The organism is Pseudomonas sp. CAM1A, from assembly GCF_047501685.1.
Lineage (GTDB): Bacteria > Pseudomonadota > Gammaproteobacteria > Pseudomonadales > Pseudomonadaceae > Aquipseudomonas.
Genome location: NZ_JBFNXP010000003.1, coordinates 377,128 through 395,835 on the forward strand (window position 1 = coordinate 377,128; position 18,708 = coordinate 395,835).

An 18,708-nucleotide genomic window follows, 5' to 3' on the forward strand; every position below is an offset into this window, starting at 1 on the left:
GGTGCCGCCTTGCTTTTTCTTGTCGCTTGTAGCTTATAGCTTGCAGCTGATTTTTTCAGGAGCCTCTCCAGTGAGTACCAACGCCCTTCGCCCCGCCCGGGAACTGCTGCTCAAGGAGTACCGCGGCGTCCTCTCCACCCATTCCAAGTCGATGCCCGGTTTCCCCTTCGGCTCGGTGGTGCCGTACTGCCTCGACGCCGAAGGCCATCCGCTGATCCTCATCAGCCGCATCGCCCAGCACACCCATAATCTGCAGAAGGATCCCAAGTGCTCGATGCTGGTTGGCGAGCGCGAGGCCGAGGATGTCCAGGCGGTGGGCCGGCTGACGGTAATGGCCGAGGCCCGCAAGCTTACGGACGAAGCAGCCATCGAAGCCGCCGCGAGCCGTTACTACCGGTACTTCCCCGAGTCAGCCAACTACCACAAGGCCCACGATTTCGACTTCTGGGTACTCGAACCGGTACGCCACCGCTACATAGGCGGCTTCGGCGCGATCCACTGGCTCGATCAGGTCACGCTGGCCAACCCCTTCGCGGGCAAGGCCGAGACCAGCATGATCGAGCACATGAACAGCGACCATGCCAACGCCATCGCCCACTACGTCGAACTGACCGGGCTGCCGCGCGGCGCGCCCGCCGAGCTGGTCGGCATCGACAGCGAAGGCATGCACCTGCGTATTGGCCAGGGGGTGTACTGGCTGGCCTTCCCGAGTATTTGCAATACGCCGACACAAGTCCGTGAAGCCTTGGTATTGCTGGCTCGCGCTGACCAGTGGCCGGTTGTGGAAAGCGTCGAGGGTTGAAAACCGGCGTAGAGGCATCCATCTGATGGTCTTACAGGAAGATTCTCTTCCGTCGAGGAACCCTTGATGCGTGCTTTTCTACTGTTGTTGCTGCTTTTCCCCGTGCTGGAGCTGTTCGTCTTCGTCAAGGTCAGCGCGGCCATCGGTTTCTTTCCGGCGCTGCTGCTGATCATCGCCGGCTCCGCCCTGGGTGTGCTGGTGATGCGCGTGGCCGGCCTGGCCACCGCCCTGCGTGCCCGGGAGAGCCTGCAGCGCGGCGAACTGCCGGCCGAGGACATGTTCCAGGGCTTGATGCTCACCGTCGGTGGCGGCCTGTTGCTGCTGCCGGGTTTCATCAGTGATGTGCTGGGCCTGCTGTGCCTGCTGCCGTTCACCCGTCGCCTGGTGGCCGGCCGCCTGCGCCGCCGCGCCGAAGAGCAGGCCCTGCGCCAGCGGGCGTTCCAGGATGATCCGTTCCAGGCCCAGCCGCGTGACGCCGGGCACCGCCCGAACGTGATCGAGGGCGAGTACGAGCGTCGCGACAAGTAAGGCGTGGTTATGCGTGGGAGCGGGCTTGCCCCGCGATGGGGCCGGTCGCCCTGAGCGCAGGGCCAGCCCGCTCGCACGATGACGCTCACACCTTATGAAAATTTTTCTGTAGCAAGCCTTGTAATCGAATATCCCGGCCTCATGTATGTGGTCACCGCAAGGTTTCTGGTGGCGACACCAGACATGACACAGGTGGTTCGCCCATTGCGGGCCACCCCCCGGCAACGCCGGATCGAATCAACCCGCCGGTGCTGACACCGGCCGATGAAAACCACAATTTGGGAGAGATCGACAATGAAGCTTCGTCCTCTGCATGACCGCGTCGTCATCCGTCGCAGCGAAGAAGAATCGAAAACCGCTGGCGGTATCGTCCTGCCGGGTTCGGCCGCTGAAAAACCAAACCGCGGTGAAGTCGTTGCCGTCGGTACCGGTCGTATCCTGGACAACGGCGAAGTACGTGCGCTGGCCGTGAAAGTGGGTGACAAAGTGGTTTTCGGCCCTTACTCGGGCAGCAACACCGTGAAAGTCGATGGCGAAGACCTGCTGGTCATGGCCGAGAACGAAATCCTCGCCGTTATCGAAGGCTGATTTCCCCCGACTTCCCGTTACTCCAAAGAATTTCCAAGGATTAAACGATCATGGCTGCTAAAGACGTAAAATTCGGCGATTCCGCCCGTAAGAAAATGCTGGTTGGTGTCAACGTTCTGGCTGACGCGGTAAAAGCGACCCTCGGCCCGAAAGGCCGTAACGTAGTGCTGGCCAAGAGCTTCGGCGCTCCGACCATCACCAAGGACGGCGTTTCCGTCGCCAAAGAAATCGAGCTGAAAGACGCCTTCGAAAACATGGGCGCCCAGCTGGTCAAGGAAGTCGCTTCCAAGGCCAACGACGCTGCCGGTGACGGCACCACCACCGCTACCGTTCTGGCTCAGGCCATCGTCAACGAAGGCCTGAAAGCCGTCGCTGCCGGCATGAACCCGATGGACCTGAAGCGCGGCATCGACAAGGCCACCGCCGCCGTTGTCGCCGAGCTGAAGAACCTGTCCAAGCCATGCGCCGACTCCAAGGCCATCGCCCAGGTAGGCACCATCTCCGCCAACTCCGACAACTCCATCGGTGAAATCATCGCCGAAGCCATGGAAAAAGTCGGTAAGGAAGGCGTGATCACCGTTGAAGAAGGCTCGGGCCTGGAAAACGAACTGTCCGTCGTAGAAGGCATGCAGTTCGACCGTGGCTACCTGTCGCCGTACTTCGTCAACAAGCCGGACACCATGGTTGCCGAGCTGGAAGGCGCGCTGCTGCTGCTGGTAGACAAGAAAATCTCCAACATCCGTGAGCTGCTGCCAGTGCTGGAAGCCGTTGCCAAGGCCGGCCGTCCACTGCTGATCGTTGCCGAGGACGTCGAAGGCGAAGCCCTGGCTACCCTGGTGGTCAACAACATGCGCGGCATCGTCAAGGTCGCCGCAGTCAAGGCTCCAGGCTTCGGCGATCGCCGCAAGGCCATGCTGCAGGACATCGCTGTCCTGACCGGCGGCACCGTGATCTCCGAAGAGATCGGCCTGTCCCTGGAAACCGCCACCCTGGAGCACCTGGGTAACGCCAAGCGCGTCATCCTGTCCAAGGAAAACACCACCATCATCGACGGTGCTGGCGAAGAGGCCGACATCCAGGCTCGCGTCACCCAGATCCGCGCCCAGGTTGCCGACACCACTTCGGACTACGACCGTGAGAAGCTGCAAGAGCGTCTGGCCAAGCTGGCTGGCGGTGTTGCCGTGATCAAGGTCGGTGCAGGCACCGAAGTCGAGATGAAAGAGAAGAAAGCCCGTGTCGAAGACGCCCTGCACGCTACCCGTGCAGCCGTTGAAGAAGGCGTGGTGCCTGGCGGTGGTGTTGCCCTGGTGCGTGCCCTGGCGGCCATCGTTGACCTCAAAGGCGACAACGAAGACCAGAACGTCGGTATCGCCCTGCTGCGTCGCGCTGTCGAAGCGCCGCTGCGCCAGATCACTGCCAACGCCGGCGACGAGCCAAGCGTTGTCGCTGACAAGGTCAAGCAAGGTTCGGGTAACTTCGGTTACAACGCCGCTACCGGCGAGTACGGCGACATGATCGAGATGGGCATCCTGGACCCAGCCAAGGTCACCCGTTCGGCCCTGCAAGCCGCAGCTTCGATCGGCGGTCTGATGATCACCACCGAAGCCATGGTTGCCGACCTGCCGGAAGACAAGCCAGCTGCTGGCATGCCTGACATGGGCGGCATGGGTGGCATGGGCGGCATGATGTAAGCCAGCCTTACCCCCGGTACCAAGAAGAAGCCCCGGTTCGTGAGAACCGGGGCTTCTTCGTTTTCCCTGTCCCTGCCCGGGATCAGGCTGCGCTGCGCTCGACGGCAGGTAGCTTGGCCGTCGCGTGGCGATACAGAATCAGGTAGTACGACCCCAGCCCGATCAGCCAGCAGAACACCGCCGTCCATACGTTGTGCGACAGGAAGTGCGCGCCCTGCATCATCCGCCCGAGCGACAGCACCGAGCCGGCCACGAAGGCCACTGCCAGCGCCACCCGGGCCAGACGTGGCTTGCGGTCACGCAGCATGAAGAACAGGCCGAACAGGCAGAAACCGGTCGCCGCATGCCCACCGGGCCAGCACAGGCCGGGCTTGTCGGTAGCCGGGCGGGGTTCGAGCAACTTGCTGTAGGTTTCCTTGCCACCGAACTGCGTCAGGCTCCACGGGCATTGCACCTGGGTCACCTTCTTCAGCGGCGTGACGAATGCCGTCGACAGCGCCAGCGCCAGTACCAGGCAACCCAACTCGCGGCGCCAGCCCAGCAGCCGGTTCCAGAAGAAGCTCAGGGCGAACCCGGCCACTGCCAGTAGCCCGAACAGGATCACACCCTGCTTGACGCGGTCATGCAGGATATTTTCCAGCACATAGCTATGGCGGCCGATGAACCCGCCGGCGGCCGGGTCGTAGAACAGGTTGGCCAGGTCCATGTCCAGCGAGGTCCATTCCAGCAGGACCAGGGTCACGACAGTGATGAATGGGATGCCCAGGTACAGCCACAAATTGATCGGGCGAGGGGGGACGCTAGCCTGCATGGTGACTCCAGAAGGTGTAAGAGACGAGGCATTGTCGTTGGGCCGCTATCCTGTGTTCGTGAATGATCGGTGAAAAAACTGTCAAGTCCGGTGATTTCGACCCAAGGCATGGCACCATGCGGGCAAATGGCCGTAAGCTGCGCCTGCCGCGCCCGGCGAAGCGCCGCACAGGAGATCTCGATGCGCATTCTTTTGGTTGAAGACAACCGCGATATTCTGGCCAACCTGGCCGACTACCTCGGCATGAAGGGCTACACCGTCGATTGTGCCCAGGATGGCCTGTCCGGCCTGCACCTGGCCGCGACCGAGCATTACGACCTGATCGTGCTCGACATCATGTTGCCGGGCATCGACGGCTACACGCTGTGCAAGCGCCTACGCGAGGATGCCCGCCGCGACACACCGGTAATCATGCTGACCGCCCGTGACCAGCTGGACGACCGCCTGCAAGGCTTCCGCTCGGGGGCCGACGACTACCTGCTCAAGCCGTTCGCGCTGTCGGAGTTGGCCGCGCGCATCGAGGCGGTGCTGCGGCGTGCCCAGGGGGGCGGCCGGCGTTCGTTGCAGGTCGCCGACCTGAGCTACGATCTCGACACCCTGGAGGTGACCCGTCAGGGCCGCCTGCTCAAGCTCAACCCCGTCGGCCTGAAACTGCTGGCCGTGCTGATGCAGAAGAGCCCCCACGTCCTGCGCCGCGAGGTGCTGGAAGAGGCGCTGTGGGGCGACGACTGCCCGGACAGCGACAGCCTGCGCAGCCATGTCCACCAGTTGCGCCAGGTCATCGACAAACCCTTCGAAAGACCGCTGTTGCATACCGTCCATGGCGTCGGCTATCGCCTCGCCGAGGGCCGCGATGGAGTTTAAGCAGAGCCTTGCCCAGCGCATCATCATCGCCTTTGCGCTGATGAGCGCGCTGGTGGCCGGGGCCTTTGCCTTTGGCATTGTCGCCACGGTGCACCTGGTCGAAGAGCGGTTGATCTCTTCGGTACTCGGCGGTGATTTGCAGCGCCTGTTGCGCATGGACAGCGTCAGCGACTGGAGCCACCGACCACGCCCCGACCAGTTGTTCTACTTCAGTGGCGGGCGCGACGACTTCGAGCTGCCCAAGGACCTGCGCCACCTGGACGCCGGTTTTCACGAAGTGTTTCGCGACCAGCTCTCGTACCACGCCATGGTCGAGATCGTCGACGGCCGACGTTATGTGCTGTTGCAGGATCAGAGCGATTTCGAGGAGCGCGAGCGGGTGCTGTTCGCCGTTGTCGTGGTCGGCTTCGTGCTCAGCCTGGCCCTTGCGGTGATTCTCGGCTGGTTGCTGGCGCGACGGGTGATGGCGCCGGTGATCCGCCTGGCGCGCCAGGTCCGTCACCGTGACCAGCTGTTGGGCTTGGCACCGCCATTGGCACCGGATTATGCGGCGGATGAGGTCGGCCAGTTGGCTGTCGCCTTCGACGATACCTTGGGGCGCCTGCGTGATGCCTTGACCCGTGAGCGCTTGTTCACCAGCGATGTCAGCCACGAGCTGCGTACGCCACTGATGGTCCTGGCCACCTCGTGCGAGCTGCTGATGGAAAACCCCAACCTCGAGCGCCGCGCTCGCAGCCAGGTCGAACGTATCGCCCGGGCGACCGAGGAGATGCGCGAGTTGGTGAAAACCTTCCTGATGCTTGCCCGGGCCCAGCGCGATGAAGGTGCAATCGCTTCGCGGGCGACCCTGCGCGAGGTGGGCGACGACTTGATCGGGGTATGGCGCGATACCGTCGAGCAGAAAGGCCTGGCGCTTTACTACGATGGCCAGGTCAGTGCCAGCCCGGTGCTGTACAACGCCACCTTCCTGCAATCGGTGATGGGCAACCTGCTGCGCAATGCCGCCCACTACACCGACAGTGGCTACATCCGCCTCAGCCTGGAGGCCAATGGCTTCAGTGTTGAAGACAGTGGCGTGGGGATTCCCGAAGAACAGCGCGAGGCGATGTTCCGGCCATTCGTGCGCGGTGACGAGCGTCGGGGCGAGGGGTTGGGGTTGGGCCTGTCGCTGGTCCAACGCATCTGTGACGACCAGGGCTGGCGCGTGACCCTCACGGCGACGCTGCCCCACGGCTGTCGTTTCCAGGTCGATCTGAGCCAGGGCAACCCGTCGGCGCAGCATGGCGAAGGGCGTGGCGGAATTTTGGATCCGGATTAACTTCCAGTAACACCTGCGGAAACTTCCTACAGATTTTTCACATCGGCATGACCTGACGCCAACGCCCACCTGCCTAAGGTGGGCGCACTGGAGTCAGGAGATGCTCAATGCGTAGCCCCATCAAACTCGAATTCTCGGACAAGTACGATCGGGATCATGCCCGCCAGTACTTCCTCAAGCACCAGGATGGCCTGGCTCGACGCCTGTCCCACCAGCGCGACGAGCAGCTGGCCCGGCGCGCCCTGGCGTTGGCCGGTGAGCCAGGGCTGGTGCTGGACCTGCCTTGTGGCGCGGGGCGTTTCTGGCCGTTGCTGGCGGAAAAGGCCAACCGGGTGATCATCGGAGCAGACAATTCCGCAGCGATGATCGAGACAGCCTGTGCGGCACAACCGCCAGAAGTCGTCGCACGGGTACGGCCCTTGCAGACCTCCGCCTTTGCCATTGACCTGCCGGACAATTCGGTGGACAGCATTTTCTGCATGCGTTTGTTCCATCACATTGGCGACCCTGCGCATCGCAAGACAATTCTCTCGGAATTTCAAAGGGTTAGCCGTGACAGCGTGATTCTGTCGCTGTGGGTGGATGGCAATTTCAAGGCCTGGCGCCGGCGCAAGCTCGAAGTGCGGCGCAGTGCCAAGGCCACGCAGGACAGCTACCAGAACCGATTTGTGTTACCTGCGGCTACAGTGGAAGAAGAATTTTCCTCAGCAGGCTTCAGAATTCAGGAACGTCTCGACTTTCTGCCGTTCTATGCCATGTGGCGAGTGTACGTATTGCGCAAGGGGTAAAGAGACATGGCGGTAGCCCAGCATCATTCCAGGCAGTTCGATTATTACTGGCAGCAGCAAGGGGAATGGGTCGAGGAGCCCAACCAGCGGCGTGGCGGCGAAAGCGGTGTGCAGCGGCTGAGCGATGACCATGGCCATATGCTGTATGCCAAACGCCAGGTCGGGCATATCTACCGCAGCCTCCGGCATCCGTTCGGGCGCCCCACGGTGTTGCGCGAACTCGATGCATTGCACAGTTTCGAGCAGTTGGGCGTGCGGGTGCCGCGTATCGTCTATGCCGGTGCCGAGCGTGACGCCGATCACCAGTGGCGTGCGTTGCTGGTCAGCGAGGCCCTAGATGGCTTTGTCGATCTCGATGCCTGGCATGCCTCGGGAGCTCGCGAGCATTATCCGCAGGCGGTGCACGAGCGCATGCTCAAGGATCTGGCCGACAACCTGGCGCGCATGCATCTTGGGCATTGGCAGCATGGCTGCCTGTACGGCAAGCATGTGTTCGTCAAGGTGCTTGGCGAGGGGGAGCAAGCGCGGGTGGAGGTCGCGTTGCTGGACTTGGAGAAATGTCGGCGACGGATCAGTTGCCAGCGGGCGGCATACAACGACCTGCGCCAATTGCGCCGCCACTCGTCGTTCAACGAGGCGGAGTGGCAGACCTTGCTCTACTTTTACCAAATGGCGTTTGGCAGCGCTGTCAAAGGTTTAGAGCAATGAAACTAGAAATCGCTCGAGCTTTGTTCCTGGTTGCGGCGTTGGCGGTGACCACCGCTGCGGCGGCAGCCTGGGAGCAGCCGCGGCCCACGGTGTTCAGCAAGGCCGGGGAGGGCGGGCAGTGCCCGTTGCCTCGCGTGGTGAAGGCTGACCAGGCGCAGGCTCAGCCGGATCATGATCTTTTATTGTTTCTGTTCGGGATGAGTCAGGGCCTGCGGCCGGTTGGTTGAGGCAGGTCGTCTTGACGGGCGCCAGGGGATCTCCATGAGCTTCTGGCGCTTTGCCGTTTAATCCGCGGCACTCGCCTGATAGCTGTCGATCACTTCCTGCGCCGCGCGAAACGCATCGATCGCCGCCGGCACCCCGGCATACACCGCGCAATGCAGCAGCGCCTCGCGAATCTCCTCGACCGTGCAGCCATTGTTCAACGCCCCGCGTACGTGGCCCTTGAGTTCCTGCGGGCACTTGAGCGCGGTCAGGGTGGCCAATGTGATCAGGCTGCGGGTCTTCAGCGGCAACCCGTCGCGGGCCCAGACGCTGCCCCAGGCATGCTCGTTGACGAAGTCCTGCAGCGGTTGGGTGAACGCCGTTGCATTGCCCAGGGCGCGATCGACGAAGGCATCGCCCATTACCTGGCGACGAATGCTTTCGCCGGTCTTTTTCTTGTCAGCCATGTTGTTTTCCTTAGTGTTGGCGGCGCCAGGCGCGCACTGTCGTGTACAGCAGCACGACCCCGAGCACTGGCATTACATAGAACAGCATCAGTTGTTCGAGGCGTCCGGCCAATGGCAGGCCGGTGGTGAAGGTCACTACATGCAGACCGTAGGCCAAGTAAAGACACAGGAAAACCAGGCCTTCGGCGCGGGTCACCCGGTAACCGGAATAGAAGACCGGCAGGCACAAAGCGGCGACGCCGAGCATCACCGGCAGGTCGAAGTCCAGTGCATTGGGTGAAATCGACAAGGGGGTGGGGGTGGTCACTGCCGTCAGCCCCAGCACCGCCAGCAGGTTGAACAGGTTGCTGCCGATCACCGTGCCCACGGCGATCTCCCGTTCGCCGCGCAGGGCCGCGATCAGCGCGGCGGCCAGTTCCGGCAGCGAAGTGCATACCGCGACCACGGTCAGGCCGATGATGCGTTCGGACAGGCCCAGGTCGGTCGCCACCTCGACGGCTGCCTCCAGTACCAGGTGACCCGCCAGGCTCAGCAGCCCCAGGCCCATGAGAATCTGCAGCAGCGCCCCGCTCCAGAAGCGCAGCGGGCAGGCGTGCTCGGTGCGTGGCGCCGGGTAGGTGCGGGCATAATGGCGCGACTGATGCCAGAGCATGGCCAGGTAACCGACCAGGCCGAGCAACAGCAGGCCGCCTTCCAGGCGCCCCAGTTCGCCGTTGAACGCGAGCAGGTAGACCAAGGCGCTGGCGAGGATCATCAGTGGGATATCCAGGCGCACCAGCTGGCGTGACACTCGCAGCGGAATGATCAGGGCGGCAAGGCCGAGGATCACCAGCACGTTGAAGATGTTGCTGCCCACGACGCTGCCCACCGCGACATCCGGCGCGCCCTGATAGGCGGCTTGCAGGCTCACGGTCAGCTGTGGCGCGGTGCTGCCGAAGGCGACCAGGCTCAGGCCGATGATCAGCGGGCGCACATGCAGGCGGCTGGCCAGGCGCAGGGCGGCGCGTACCAGCAGCTCGGCACCGAAGATCATCAGCAGCAAGCCCAGGCCCAGTTGCAGCAGGCTGAAGGCGGGGAGGGTGGCCAGGTCGAAAATGGCGAGGGCTCCAGTCAGGTCAATCGCTCAGACCTTGTACCCGGACTCGCGCGGTTCCGCTACGGAGCATGCCGATTTTTTCTGCGGCGGCGCGTGACAGGTCGATCAGCCGGCCGCGGGTGTGCGGGCCACGGTCGTTGATGCGTACCACCACGCTGCGCTGGTTGGCCAGGTTGGTGACCAGCACACGGCTGCCAAAGGGCAGGCTGCGGTGGGCGGCGGTGAGGCCGTGCTGGTTGAAGGGCTCGCCGCTGGCAGTGCGTTTGCCATGGTGGCGTGAGCCGTAATAGGAGGCGGTGCCGCTCTGGTCGTAGCCGCGAGGGTCGATGTCATGGCTGGCGCAGCCGGCCAGGAGAGAGAAGAGGGCTAGGGTGGTGAGGGAACGTTTGAGCAATTCGGATGCTCCGCAAATGGGGCCGCTGTGCGGCCCATCGCGGATGAGTCCGCTCCTACACATACCTGCAGGAGCTGATTCATCCGCGATCGAGGGCGAAGCCCTCGCCGCGTTTTCAGATCACCCTTCGAGCTTGGCCTTGAGCAATTGGTTCACTTGCCCCGGGTTGGCCTTGCCTTTCGACGCCTTCATCGCCTGGCCGACGAAGAAGCCGAACATCTTGCCGCGCTTGGCTTCATCGGCGGCGCGGTACTGTTCGACTTGTTCGGCGTTGGCGGCGAGCATCTCGTCGAGCATCTTGTCGATCGCGCCGGTGTCGGTGACCTGCTTGAGACCTTTGCTCTCGATGATGCCGTCAGCATCGCCTTCGCCAGCGGCCATGGCCTCGAACACGGTCTTGGCGATCTTGCCGCTGATGGTGTTGTCACGGATGCGCAGCAGCATACCGCCGAGGTGTTCGGCACTGACCGGTGACTGGTCGATTTCGACGCCGAGCTTGTTCAACAGGCTGCCCAGTTCCACCATCACCCAGTTGGCGGCCAGCTTGGCATCGCCGCCGATCTTCACCACCTGTTCGAAGTAGTCGGCCTGCTCGCGGCTGGAGGCCAGCACGTTGGCGTCATAGGCCGACAGGCCGTACTGGCTCTGGAAGCGCTCGACTTTCTGTGGTGGCAGCTCCGGCAGGGCGGCGCGCACGCTGTCGAGGAAGCTCTGCTCGATGACCACCGGCAGCAGGTCCGGGTCGGGGAAGTAACGGTAGTCGTTGGCTTCCTCCTTGCTGCGCATGGAGCGGGTCTCGTCCTTGTTCGGGTCGTACAGGCGGGTTTCCTGCACCACCTTGCCGCCGTCCTCGATCAGATCGATCTGGCGCTGGATCTCGCTGTTGATCGCACGTTCGATGAAGCGGAACGAGTTGACGTTCTTGATCTCGCAGCGGGTGCCGAACTCGGTCTGGCCCTTTGGGCGGATCGACACGTTGCAGTCGCAGCGCAGCGAACCTTCGGCCATGTTGCCGTCGCAGATGCCCAGGTAGCGCACCAGGGCGTGGATGGCCTTGACGTAGGCCACGGCTTCCTTGGCGCTGCGCATGTCCGGCTCGGAAACAATCTCCAGCAGCGGGGTGCCAGCGCGGTTCAGGTCGATGCCGGTGGCGCCGTTGAAGTCTTCGTGCAGGCTCTTGCCGGCATCTTCTTCAAGGTGCGCGCGGGTCACGCCGATGCGCTTGATGGTGCCGTCTTCCAGGGCGATGTCCAGGTGGCCCTTGCCGACGATCGGCAGGTCCATCTGGCTGATCTGGTAGCCCTTGGGCAGGTCGGGGTAGAAGTAGTTCTTGCGCGCGAAAACGTTGCGCGGCCCGATCTCGGCATCGATCGCCAGGCCGAACATGCACGCCATGCGCACTGCCTCCTGGTTGAGCACCGGCAGCACGCCGGGCATGCCCAGGTCGACCAGGCTGGCCTGGGTGTTCGGCTCGGAGCCGAAAGTGGTGGCGCTGCCGGAGAAGATCTTCGACTGGGTGGCGAGCTGGGTATGAATCTCCAGCCCGATCACAACTTCCCATTGCATGTGTGAACTCCTCAGAAGCCGTTGGGGGCGCGGGTGTGCCAGTCGGTGACTTGCTGGTAACGGTGCGCGATGTTGAGCAGGCGGCCTTCCTGGAAGTACGGGGCCAGCAGTTGCACGCCCACCGGCAGGCCGTCGACGAAGCCGGCCGGCATCGACAGGCCCGGCAGGCCGGCCAGGTTGGCGGTGATGGTGTAGACGTCTTCGAGGTAGGCGGCAACCGGGTCGCTGCTCTTGGCGCCCAGTTTCCAGGCCGGGTTCGGCGTGGTCGGGCCGAGAATCACGTCGACGTCTTTGAATGCGGCGACGAAGTCGTTCTTGATCAGGCGGCGGACCTGCTGCGCCTTGACGTAGTAGGCGTCGTAGTAGCCGGCCGACAGGGCGTAGGTGCCGACCATGATGCGGCGTTGCACTTCCGCGCCGAAGCCTTCGCCACGGGAGCGCTTGTACAGGTCGGTCAAGTCTTTCGGGTCTTCACAGCGATGACCGAAGCGCACGCCGTCGAAGCGCGACAGGTTGGAGGAGGCTTCCGCCGGTGCGATCACGTAGTACGCCGGGATGGCGTGCTGCATGTTCGGCAGGCTGATTTCCTTGACCACCGCGCCGAGCTTTTCCAGCTCCTTGACACTGGCCTGGACCAGGTCGGCGATGCGCGGGTCGAGGCCGGCGCCGAAGTATTCCTTGGGCAGGCCGATGCGCAGGCCCTGCAGCGAGGCGTTCAGGTTGGCGCTGAAGTCCGGCACCGGCTCGTCGACCGAGGTCGAGTCCTTGGCGTCGAAGCCGGCCATGCCTTGCAGCAGCAGGGCGCAGTCTTCGGCGGTGCGGGCCAGCGGGCCGCCCTGGTCGAGGCTCGAGGCGTAGGCGATCATGCCCCAGCGCGATACGCGGCCATAGGTCGGCTTCAGGCCGGTGAGGTTGGTCAGCGCCGCCGGCTGGCGGATCGAACCGCCGGTGTCGGTGCCGGTGGTGGCCGGCAGCAGGCGTGCGGCCACGGCGGCGGCCGAGCCGCCGGACGAACCGCCGGGCACGTGCTCGAGGTTCCACGGGTTCTTCACCGCGCCGTAGTGGCTGGACTCGTTGGCCGAGCCCATGGCGAATTCGTCCATGTTGGTCTTGCCCAGGGTGACCATGCCGGCTTCGGCCAGCTTGGCGACCACGGTGGCGTCGTACGGGGCGGTGAAGTTGTCGAGCATCTTCGAGCCGCAGCTGGTGCGTACGCCGTTGGTGCAGAACAGGTCTTTGTGGGCGATCGGCGCACCCAGCAGCGCGCCGGTCTCACCGGCGGCGCGGCGGGCGTCGGCGGCGCGCGCCTGCTCCAGGGCCTGTGCTTCGGTGACGGTGATGAAGCTGTTGAGCTGCGGGTCGAGCTGCTTGATGCGCGACAGCAGGGCACCGGTCAGTTCTTCCGAGGAGAACGACTTGTCGGCGAGGCCGCGGGCGATTTCGGCCAGAGTGAGTTGATGCATGGCAGGCGCTATCCCTTAATCGATGACTTTCGGAACCAGGTACAGACCGTTCTCGGTCGACGGGGCGACGGCCTGGTAGCGGTCGCGCTGGTTGCTCTCGGTAACCTGGTCGGGGCGCAGGCGCTGGGTGGCTTCCAGCGGGTGGGCGAGGGGCTCGATGCCAGAGGTGTCGACGGCTTGCATCTGGTCGACCAGCCCGAGAATACTGTTCAAGGCATCGGTGATGCGTGGCAATTCGCCTTCATTCAGGCCCAGGCGGGCCAGATGGGCGATCTTTTCCACGTCGGAGCGTTGAAGCGCCATGGGGATCTCCAGGGAAACGAAAAACGGAATGGGTCCGCAGATGAGGAACATGCCGGCATTCTGGCGGTCAAAGGGCCGCGAACATCGGCAGGCATGCTCGGAAAAACAACCAATTTAACATATTGGCTCCTTGCCCAAAATCCCTGCCATTGTTAGAGTTTGCCGCACTTTTTTACCCACGCTTTCCCCAGGGTCACTTTCCCATGTTCAAGAAACTGCGTGGCATGTTTTCCAGCGATCTGTCCATCGACCTGGGTACTGCCAACACCCTTATCTACGTGCGTGAGCGCGGTATCGTCCTGAATGAGCCCTCGGTAGTTGCCATCCGTACCCACGGCAACCAGAAAAGCGTCGTCGCCGTCGGTACCGAAGCCAAGCGCATGCTGGGCCGCACCCCCGGCAACATTGCTGCCATTCGTCCGATGAAGGACGGCGTGATCGCCGACTTCAGCGTTTGCGAAAAAATGCTGCAGTACTTCATCAACAAGGTGCATGAGAACAGCTTCCTGCAGCCCAGCCCACGCGTGCTGATCTGCGTGCCGTGCAAGTCGACTCAGGTCGAGCGCCGCGCCATCCGTGAATCGGCCCTTGGTGCCGGTGCCCGTGAAGTGTTCCTGATCGAAGAACCCATGGCCGCCGCCATCGGTGCCGGCCTGCCGGTCGAAGAGGCCCGCGGCTCGATGGTCGTCGATATCGGTGGCGGTACCACCGAGATCGCCCTGATCTCGCTCAACGGCGTGGTCTACGCCGAGTCCGTGCGCGTCGGCGGCGACCGCTTCGACGAAGCCATCGTCACCTACGTGCGCCGCAACTACGGCAGCCTGATCGGCGAATCCACCGCCGAGCGCATCAAGCAGGAAATCGGTACCGCCTACCCGGGCGGCGAAGTGCGCGAAGTCGACGTCCGTGGCCGCAACCTGGCCGAAGGCGTGCCGCGTGCCTTCACCCTGAACTCCAACGAGGTGCTCGAGGCGCTGCAGGAATCGCTGGCGACCATCGTCCAGGCGGTCAAGAGCGCCCTGGAGCAGTCGCCGCCGGAACTGGCCTCGGACATCGCCGAGCGCGGCCTGGTGCTGACCGGTGGTGGCGCGCTGCTGCGCGACCTGGACAAGCTGCTGGCCCAGGAAACCGGCCTGCCGGTGATCGTCGCCGAAGACCCGCTGACCTGCGTCGCCCGCGGCGGTGGCCGTGCCCTGGAGATGATGGACAAGCACGCCATGGACCTGCTCTCCAGCGAGTGATCGCTGATGCAGTAGTGTATGTCCAGGTTTACAGGTGGCACGCACAGTGCTACCTGTAAGCGCTGTGCTGGCGCCCGCCCGGGCGCCGTTTCCGTCAATCCGCAGCAGGCCGGTGCATTGCCCCATGTCCAATGACCTCCTGAGTCGTCCACGAGGAACGGCCCATTAAACCGCTTTTCTCCAAGGGCCCCTCGCTGGGCGTTCGCCTGCTCGTGCTGGTCGTGCTGTCGGTCGCCCTGATGGTGGTCGACTCGCGCTTCGACCTGCTCAAGCCGGTGCGCAGCCAGATGGGCCTGGTGCTGATGGAATCCTACTGGATCACCGACTTGCCGCAGCGTACGTGGCAGGGCGTGGCCGGCCAGTTCGGCAGCCGCACCGAACTGATCGCCGAGAACGAGAAACTCAAGACCGAGGCCCTGCTGCTGCAGGGGCGCCTGCAGAAGCTGGCCGCCCTGACCGAGCAGAACGTGCGCCTGCGTGAGTTGCTCAACTCTTCGGCGCTGGTCAACGAGAAGGTCGAGGTCGCCGAGCTGATCGGGGTCGATCCCAATCCGTTCACGCACCGTATCCTGATCAACAAGGGTGAGCGCGATGGCGTGTTTCTCGGCCAACCTGTGCTCGATGCCCGCGGCCTGATGGGCCAGGTGGTCGAGCTGATGCCGTACACCGCACGGGTACTGCTGCTTACCGACACTACCCACAGCATTCCGGTGCAGGTCAATCGCAACGGCCTGCGCGCCATTGCCAGCGGCACGGGCAACCCGGAGCGCCTGGAGCTGCGCCACGTGGCCGACACCGCCGATATCAAGGAAGGCGACCTGCTGGTCAGCTCGGGCATGGGCCAGCGCTTCCCGGCAGGCTACCCGGTGGCCACGGTCAACGAAGTGATCCATGACTCCGGCCAGCCGTTCGCCATCGTCCGTGCCATCCCCACCGCCGCGCTCAACCGCAGCCGCTACATGCTGCTGGTGTTCAGCGACCGGCGCACGCCCGAGGAGCGCGCCACCGAGGCGGCGATTGCCCAGGAAGAGGCCGACCGTCAGGGCGCTGGCCATGGCCAGGCACCGGCCACGCCGGCGGCATCGGCAGCGGGCAGTGCTGTTCAGCCTGTGCCCGGGGCAGCGCCAGCGGCAAACCCGGTAGCGGTGCCCCCGGCGCCTGCGCCCGCCCAACCCCGGAGACAATAATGGCCAGCACCCGTAGCAGAAACGGCTGGGCCATCTGGCTGACCTTCGCCATCGGCCTGTTGCTCAGCGTCTCGCCCATGCCGCAGTTCATGGAAGTGTTCCGGCCCATGTGGCTGGCCCTGCTGCTGGCCTTCTGGACCCTGGCGGTGCCGGGCAAGGTCGGCATGACCACCGCGTTCCTGCTTGGTCTGGCCGAGGACGTGCTGTATGGCACCTTGCTGGGTCAGAATGCCCTGATTCTCACCCTGATCACTTTCCTGGTGCTGTCCTTGCAGCAGCGCTTGCGCATGTTCCCGATGTGGCAGCAGAGCCTGGTGATCCTGGTGATCTTCGGTATCGCCCAACTGATCCAGCTGTGGCTCAGTGCGCTGACCGGCAATCGCCTGCCGACCCTGGCCCTGGTCTGGTCGGCGGTGATCAGCGCCTTGCTCTGGCCGTGGGTCAGCTTTGCCCTGCGCGGCCTGCGCCGTCGCCTGCATATCCACTGACGCGCCGCCACTGACAGGGAGATGTCCACATGACCCAGCTGTACCTGGCCTCCGGCTCGCCACGCCGCCGTGAACTGCTGACCCAGATCGGTGTGCCGTTCACCGTCGTCAGCGCCCCCATCGATGAAACCCCGTTGCCGGGCGAAGCGCCGGCGGCGTACGTCGAGCGCCTGGCCCAGGCCAAGGCGGTTGCGGGCTTCGCCCAGACCGATGGCGCAGGGGTGGTGCTGGGCGCCGACACTACTGTGGTGCTCGATGGCCAGATCCTTGGCAAGCCGGAGAATCGCGAGCAGGCGTTGGCCATGCTCGGTGACCTGTCCAAGCGCGAACACCAGGTGCTTACCGCCGTGGCGCTGACCGATGGCCAGCGCAGTATCAGCCGCTGCGTCAGCACCACCGTGCGTTTTCGTACCATCTCCTTCGAGGAAGCGCTGCGCTACTGGGACAGCGGCGAGCCTGCCGACAAGGCCGGTGGCTATGCCATCCAAGGCTTGGGCGCGGTGTTCGTCAGCGGCATCGAGGGCAGCTACTCGGCTGTGGTCGGGCTGCCCCTGAGTGAAACCGCCGAACTGCTCGAGCAATTCGGTGTGCCATGTTGGCAACTGCAAGAGGGTTCCGCACAGCGCTAGCCAGCCACGCCGCAGCAATCCATCATTACCCCAGACCCCTGACGAGAGCGCGCCATGAGTGAAGAGATCCTGATCAACATCACCCCGATGGAATCACGCGTGGCGGTGGTGGAGAACGGAGTCCTGCAGGAGGTGCATGTAGAGCGCACCCAGCGCCGTGGCATCGTCGGCAACATCTACAAAGGCAAGGTGGTGCGGGTATTGCCGGGCATGCAGGCGGCATTCGTCGATATCGGCCTGGAGCGGGCGGCGTTCATCCATGCCTCGGAAATTTCCCAGCGCGAAGGCTCGGCCGTGGAGACCATCACCGCGCTGGTCCACGAAGGCCAGGCATTGGTGGTCCAGGTCACCAAGGATCCCATCGGCAGCAAAGGCGCACGCCTGACCACCCAGCTGTCGATCCCGTCGCGTTACCTGGTGTACATGCCGCGCAGCAGCCATGTCGGCATCTCGCTCAAGATCGAGGAAGAAGCCGAGCGTGATCGCCTCAAGCAGGTGGTCACCGACTGCATGGCCCAGGAAGACATGAAGGATGCCGGGGGGTTCATCCTGCGCACCGCCGCCGAGGGCGCCCGCGCGGAGGATATCCTCCAGGACATCCGCTACCTGCGCCGCCTGTGGGAGCAGATCGGCTCGCAGATCAAGACTTGCGGAGCGCCTGTGGTGATCTACGAGGACCTCGGCCTGGCGCTGCGGACCTTGCGCGACCTGGTCAACCCCAAGATCGAGAAGATCCGCATCGACTCGCGGGAGACTTTCCAGAAGACCACCCAGTTCGTGGCCGAATTGATGCCGGAGATCGCCGATCGCCTGGAGCACTACCCTGGCGAGCGGCCGATCTTCGACCTGTATGGGGTGGAGGACGAAATCCAGCGCGCCCTGGAGCGCAAGGTGCCGCTCAAGTCCGGCGGCTACCTGGTGGTCGACCCGGCCGAGGCGATGACCACCATCGACGTCAACACCGGTGCGTTCGTCGGCCATCGCAACCTTGAAGAGACCATCTTCAAGACCAACCTCGAGGCGGCCACCGCCATTGCCCGGCAACTGCGCCTGCGCAACATCGGTGGGATCATCATCATCGACTTCATCGACATGGAGGACGAGGAGCACCAGCGCCAGGTCCTGCGTACCCTGGAGAAGCAGCTCGAGCGCGATCACGCCAAGACCAACATCATCGGCATCACCGAGCTGGGCCTGGTGCAGATGACCCGCAAGCGCACCCGTGAAAGCCTCGAGCAGGTGCTGTGCGAGCCCTGTGCAGCGTGCCAGGGCCGCGGCAAGCTGAAGACCCCCGAGACGATCTGTTACGAAATTTTCCGCGAGATCCTTCGTGAAGCCCGGGCCTACCAGGCCGAGGGCTATCGCGTCCTGGCCAACCAGAAGGTGGTGGATCGGTTGCTCGATGAAGAGTCGGGCAACGTCGCCGAACTTGAAGCCTTCATTGGACGAACCATCCGCTTCCAGGTGGAGTCCATGTATTCCCAGGAACAATACGATGTGGTGCTGCTCTGACCCCTTCTAACAGCGGTTGCCCCATGGACGGGCTGGCAAAGCGCTATACACCGGCCATAG

At 63.8% G+C, this 18,708-nt stretch carries 21 protein-coding genes; 14 read left to right on the top strand and 7 right to left on the bottom strand.

Going from position 1 to position 18,708, the window contains the following annotated elements:
* Positions 1–70 precede the first annotated feature (70 nt).
* The 4 genes from ABZO33_RS10155 to groL all read left to right on the top strand — a co-directional run bounded on the left by ABZO33_RS10155 (position 71) and on the right by groL (position 3,609).
* A complete protein-coding gene (locus tag ABZO33_RS10155; RefSeq protein ID WP_414535934.1) occupies positions 71–802 on the top strand; it encodes a HugZ family protein in 732 nt (243 codons plus the stop codon).
* 66 nt (positions 803–868) lie between these two features.
* The gene (locus ABZO33_RS10160) at positions 869–1,330 is read left to right on the top strand and encodes an FxsA family protein (RefSeq protein WP_414535935.1); all 462 of its coding nucleotides are present in this window, start codon (positions 869–871) and stop codon (positions 1,328–1,330) included.
* A gap of 294 nt (positions 1,331–1,624) precedes the next feature.
* Positions 1,625–1,918: a co-chaperone GroES gene (locus tag ABZO33_RS10165; RefSeq protein WP_003260750.1), complete on the top strand. Its 294-nt coding sequence runs from the start codon at positions 1,625–1,627 to the stop codon at positions 1,916–1,918.
* Positions 1,919–1,968: 50 nt separating this feature from the next.
* A complete protein-coding gene (gene groL, locus ABZO33_RS10170) occupies positions 1,969–3,609 on the top strand; it encodes a chaperonin GroEL (RefSeq protein WP_110739827.1) in 1,641 nt (546 codons plus the stop codon).
* A gap of 82 nt (positions 3,610–3,691) precedes the next feature.
* Here the strand turns inward: groL and ABZO33_RS10175 are convergent, their stop codons facing one another.
* Positions 3,692–4,420 carry a phosphatase PAP2 family protein gene (locus ABZO33_RS10175; protein WP_414535936.1) on the bottom strand — a complete coding sequence of 243 codons (729 nt, stop codon included), beginning with the start codon at positions 4,418–4,420 and terminating at the stop codon, positions 3,692–3,694.
* 180 nt (positions 4,421–4,600) lie between these two features.
* Between ABZO33_RS10175 and colR the strand changes: the two genes are divergently transcribed.
* The 5 genes from colR (at position 4,601) to ABZO33_RS10200 (ending at position 8,325) form a co-directional block, all read left to right on the top strand.
* The gene (gene colR / locus ABZO33_RS10180) at positions 4,601–5,284 is read left to right on the top strand and encodes a two-component system response regulator ColR (protein ID WP_046856987.1); all 684 of its coding nucleotides are present in this window, start codon (positions 4,601–4,603) and stop codon (positions 5,282–5,284) included.
* Positions 5,274–6,602, top strand: coding sequence for a sensor histidine kinase (locus ABZO33_RS10185; RefSeq protein ID WP_414535937.1), 1,329 nt, complete (start codon positions 5,274–5,276; stop codon positions 6,600–6,602). Before colR ends, ABZO33_RS10185 begins: the two co-directional genes overlap by 11 nt.
* A 107-nt stretch (positions 6,603–6,709) precedes the next feature.
* Positions 6,710–7,390: a class I SAM-dependent methyltransferase gene (locus tag ABZO33_RS10190; RefSeq protein WP_414535938.1), complete on the top strand. Its 681-nt coding sequence runs from the start codon at positions 6,710–6,712 to the stop codon at positions 7,388–7,390.
* A 6-nt stretch (positions 7,391–7,396) separates the two neighbouring features.
* A complete protein-coding gene (locus ABZO33_RS10195; RefSeq protein ID WP_414535939.1) occupies positions 7,397–8,098 on the top strand; it encodes a lipopolysaccharide kinase InaA family protein in 702 nt (233 codons plus the stop codon).
* The gene (locus tag ABZO33_RS10200; protein ID WP_102682697.1) at positions 8,095–8,325 is read left to right on the top strand and encodes a hypothetical protein; all 231 of its coding nucleotides are present in this window, start codon (positions 8,095–8,097) and stop codon (positions 8,323–8,325) included. Before ABZO33_RS10195 ends, ABZO33_RS10200 begins: the two co-directional genes overlap by 4 nt.
* 57 nt (positions 8,326–8,382) lie before the next feature.
* On the opposite strand, the gene ABZO33_RS10205 is transcribed toward ABZO33_RS10200, so the two are convergent.
* The 6 genes from ABZO33_RS10205 to gatC form a co-directional block, all read right to left on the bottom strand.
* On the bottom strand, positions 8,383–8,769 hold the full coding sequence (locus tag ABZO33_RS10205; RefSeq protein WP_414535940.1) for a carboxymuconolactone decarboxylase family protein: 387 nt from the start codon (positions 8,767–8,769) through the stop codon (positions 8,383–8,385).
* Positions 8,770–8,779: 10 nt separating this feature from the next.
* Complete coding sequence (locus tag ABZO33_RS10210; protein WP_414536336.1) at positions 8,780–9,823, bottom strand: calcium/sodium antiporter; 1,044 nt, start codon at positions 9,821–9,823, stop codon at positions 8,780–8,782.
* Between the two features lie 61 nt (positions 9,824–9,884).
* Complete coding sequence (locus ABZO33_RS10215; protein ID WP_214501035.1) at positions 9,885–10,259, bottom strand: septal ring lytic transglycosylase RlpA family protein; 375 nt, start codon at positions 10,257–10,259, stop codon at positions 9,885–9,887.
* Positions 10,260–10,379: 120 nt separating this feature from the next.
* Positions 10,380–11,825, bottom strand: a complete 1,446-nt coding sequence (gene gatB / locus ABZO33_RS10220) for an Asp-tRNA(Asn)/Glu-tRNA(Gln) amidotransferase subunit GatB (protein ID WP_414535941.1) — start codon at positions 11,823–11,825, stop codon at positions 10,380–10,382.
* An 11-nt stretch (positions 11,826–11,836) separates the two neighbouring features.
* Positions 11,837–13,288, bottom strand: coding sequence for an Asp-tRNA(Asn)/Glu-tRNA(Gln) amidotransferase subunit GatA (gene gatA, locus ABZO33_RS10225; RefSeq protein WP_414535942.1), 1,452 nt, complete (start codon positions 13,286–13,288; stop codon positions 11,837–11,839).
* Positions 13,289–13,303: 15 nt separating this feature from the next.
* Positions 13,304–13,591, bottom strand: coding sequence for an Asp-tRNA(Asn)/Glu-tRNA(Gln) amidotransferase subunit GatC (gatC, locus tag ABZO33_RS10230; RefSeq protein WP_023631156.1), 288 nt, complete (start codon positions 13,589–13,591; stop codon positions 13,304–13,306).
* 203 nt (positions 13,592–13,794) lie between these two features.
* Between gatC and mreB the strand changes: the two genes are divergently transcribed.
* From mreB to rng, 5 genes are all read left to right on the top strand, one after another.
* Positions 13,795–14,832 carry a rod shape-determining protein MreB gene (gene mreB / locus ABZO33_RS10235; protein WP_003255163.1) on the top strand — a complete coding sequence of 346 codons (1,038 nt, stop codon included), beginning with the start codon at positions 13,795–13,797 and terminating at the stop codon, positions 14,830–14,832.
* Between the two features lie 194 nt (positions 14,833–15,026).
* Entirely contained in the window at positions 15,027–16,019 is a 993-nt protein-coding gene (mreC, locus tag ABZO33_RS10240) for a rod shape-determining protein MreC (protein ID WP_414536337.1), read from the top strand.
* Entirely contained in the window at positions 16,019–16,507 is a 489-nt protein-coding gene (gene mreD, locus ABZO33_RS10245) for a rod shape-determining protein MreD (RefSeq protein WP_046856980.1), read from the top strand. The genes mreC and mreD overlap by 1 nt, the downstream gene beginning before the upstream one ends.
* Positions 16,508–16,536: 29 nt before the next feature.
* Positions 16,537–17,136 carry a Maf family protein gene (locus ABZO33_RS10250; RefSeq protein ID WP_414535943.1) on the top strand — a complete coding sequence of 200 codons (600 nt, stop codon included), beginning with the start codon at positions 16,537–16,539 and terminating at the stop codon, positions 17,134–17,136.
* A 54-nt stretch (positions 17,137–17,190) separates the two neighbouring features.
* Complete coding sequence (gene rng, locus ABZO33_RS10255; RefSeq protein WP_046856978.1) at positions 17,191–18,648, top strand: ribonuclease G; 1,458 nt, start codon at positions 17,191–17,193, stop codon at positions 18,646–18,648.
* The last annotated feature ends 60 nt before the right edge of the window (positions 18,649–18,708 follow it).